Origin of the sequence: Rhizobium sp. 18065 (assembly GCF_902706095.1) — a bacterium.
Taxonomy (GTDB): Bacteria; Pseudomonadota; Alphaproteobacteria; order Rhizobiales; family Rhizobiaceae; genus Allorhizobium.
Genome location: NZ_CACSJP010000027.1, coordinates 1 through 495 on the forward strand (window position 1 = coordinate 1; position 495 = coordinate 495).

At 73.1% G+C, this 495-nt stretch carries 1 protein-coding gene; it reads right to left on the bottom strand.

Features of this window, described 5'->3' with window-relative positions:
* Window positions 1–467, bottom strand: a 467-nt coding sequence (locus GVK95_RS25130; RefSeq protein ID WP_200844381.1) for a GGDEF domain-containing protein, incomplete at its 3' end; no start/stop codon positions are given.
* Window positions 468–495 lie beyond the last annotated feature (28 nt).

A 495-nucleotide genomic window follows, 5' to 3' on the forward strand; every position in this document is an offset into this window, starting at 1 on the left:
CCCACGCCGGGGAAGGGCGCATCGCCCACCGCGATGCGGATCTTCTCGGCGACCAGCCGGCCTTCCTCGCGGTCGCTGGGCTCGGGCAGCAGTACGACGAACTCCTCTCCGCCGAAGCGGGCGACGAAATCGGTGGAACGCACGCAGCCCGCGATCAGCCCCGCCAGGTGCCGCAGCACCGCATCGCCCGTCTGGTGGCCATGGGTGTCGTTCACCGCCTTGAAACCGTCCAGGTCGAGCAGCATGAGCGCGAACGGCTCGCCCGCCTCCAGCGCCGCGCCGGCCCGGCGCCCAAGGCCCGCACGGTTGGCCGCGCCGGTGAGGGCGTCGGTGCCCAGCACTTCCACGAGTTCGCGCGTGCGCCGGCCGAGCGCCTGCTCCGACATGCGCAGCATGCGCAGGCGCGAGGCCATGGCGGCAGCGAAGATCAGCGATTCGGCCACCAGCGCGGCCTGGGTGACGTCCATCTGCCCCGGCGTCCAGGCCACCCAGCCC